The following is a 1,400-nucleotide window of genomic DNA, read 5'->3' as shown; positions in this document are numbered from 1 at the left end:
GCAGCATCACGCCCAGCTCGGCCAGCTGGTTGGCCAACGCCTGGTCGGCGACGAAGCCCGGGGTGAACGGACCAACGCAGATGCCAGCAACCAGGTAACCGACCAGAGGAGACAAGCGCAGCTTGTTGGCCAGCGCGCCGAAGATGAAGGCGAGCCCGAGACCAACGGCAACGATGTTGATCAGGTCGGTGTCATGGTGCATCGGCTCTCGCAGGAAACAGGGGGGGTACCCCGATTTTCACCGATACGGCCACATACGGCAAACCCAGTCAGCGTATCGCATCGTTGCGTGGACAGCTTGTACGGGCGGGGTATCAAGGCGTGGTGAGGGCCGGCAGGTCCTGACGGGCCTGACGGCGTCTACCTGTGGAGTGCCCCATGAGTAGCGACAATCACACCATCTGCCGGCGCTGGATCTCTTCCAGGGCCGGCTCGGCCTGCTGCGGCGAAGTGGCCAACTGCCTGTCCAACTGGTGAATCTGCCGCAGCGACTCTGCAACGGGTTGCTGAAGTGCCGCTTCAATGTTGATGTGGGCACGCAGATGGCCCGGGTCATCCAAAGCTCCTTGGACGACAAAAATTTTCTCCGGCCGAGGGGACTGGCCCGTCGGCAAGCCCAGTACCACGTGGTCTATCCGGTCCAGACCCTGTGTCCGGGCAAGCTGGGTGAGACTGGCCGCCATGCGCTGGCTGGATTCATCGGATGCGCGACCCAGCGAAGCGTCCAGTGCATGGACGCCCGCGAGGGCCTGCTGGTGAAGTGATTCCGAGGCATCGCTCAGCGATGGGATGCTGGTTTCCGGCCGTTCGGCTGCCGGTTGCGGCTGCGAGGGGCTGGTGGGCTGCAGGCGCTCTGCCTTGCGAATGGACTCGATCAGCTCCCGCGGTGTATCGGTGAACATCAGTTCGCCTGCATCCAGGGACTGCCCAGTAACGTTGTTCACGGTACTGGTCGCCCACGATGCGCAGGTATTGCCATATGACCAGGTGACATTTTCGCCCAGGGCCTGATCAAGTCGCTTGACCTGCTCGCGGGTCAATTCGTAAAAGCGTGAGGCCGAAGGTGTGGATCGGGCTTCCATGCCTTCGCGGATGTCCGAACGTGGGCCATTGTCCTCAACGCGCGGATGGTCGTCTGGCCACAGGCCATGGAACGTCGTCTGGCCGTTTCGCGTCACCGAGATCCAGGCGTGGCCGTCCACGAACTGATTGAACGACCCCTGCGTATTGGGGTCCACTTGACTGTGGATGCCGAGGACGACCTTGTCGCTCATGGCATGTCCCTATGGAAAAATCTGTGCTTCGCCATCGGCGAACACCATCACCACGCGCGGCGCCATCAAGGGAATTTCCTGACGGGCTGGACCTGCAGGGCCGGGCTTCACGTCACGCCGCAGCAT

2 protein-coding genes are annotated in these 1,400 nt (G+C 62.4%); both read right to left on the bottom strand.

Going from position 1 to position 1,400, the window contains the following annotated elements:
- On the bottom strand, positions 1 to 202 hold a 202-nt coding region (locus DBR20_RS05780), incomplete at its 3' end, for a cation:proton antiporter (protein WP_181393024.1).
- Between the two features lie 190 nt (positions 203 to 392).
- Complete coding sequence (locus DBR20_RS05775) at positions 393 to 1,274, bottom strand: XVIPCD domain-containing protein (protein ID WP_108265515.1); 882 nt, start codon at positions 1,272 to 1,274, stop codon at positions 393 to 395.
- Positions 1,275 to 1,400 lie beyond the last annotated feature (126 nt).

The organism is Stenotrophomonas sp. HMWF023, assembly GCF_003060985.1.
GTDB lineage: Bacteria > Pseudomonadota > Gammaproteobacteria > Xanthomonadales > Xanthomonadaceae > Stenotrophomonas > Stenotrophomonas lactitubi.
The sequence above is the reverse complement of the archived record's forward strand: the minus strand, read 5'-3'. Positions and strand labels throughout refer to the sequence as shown.

Coding starts and splice junctions, on each gene's coding strand:
- DBR20_RS05775 (WP_108265515.1), bottom strand. CDS start 1,274: ATGAGCGACAAGGTCGTCCTCGGCATCCACAGTCAAGTGGACCCCAAT.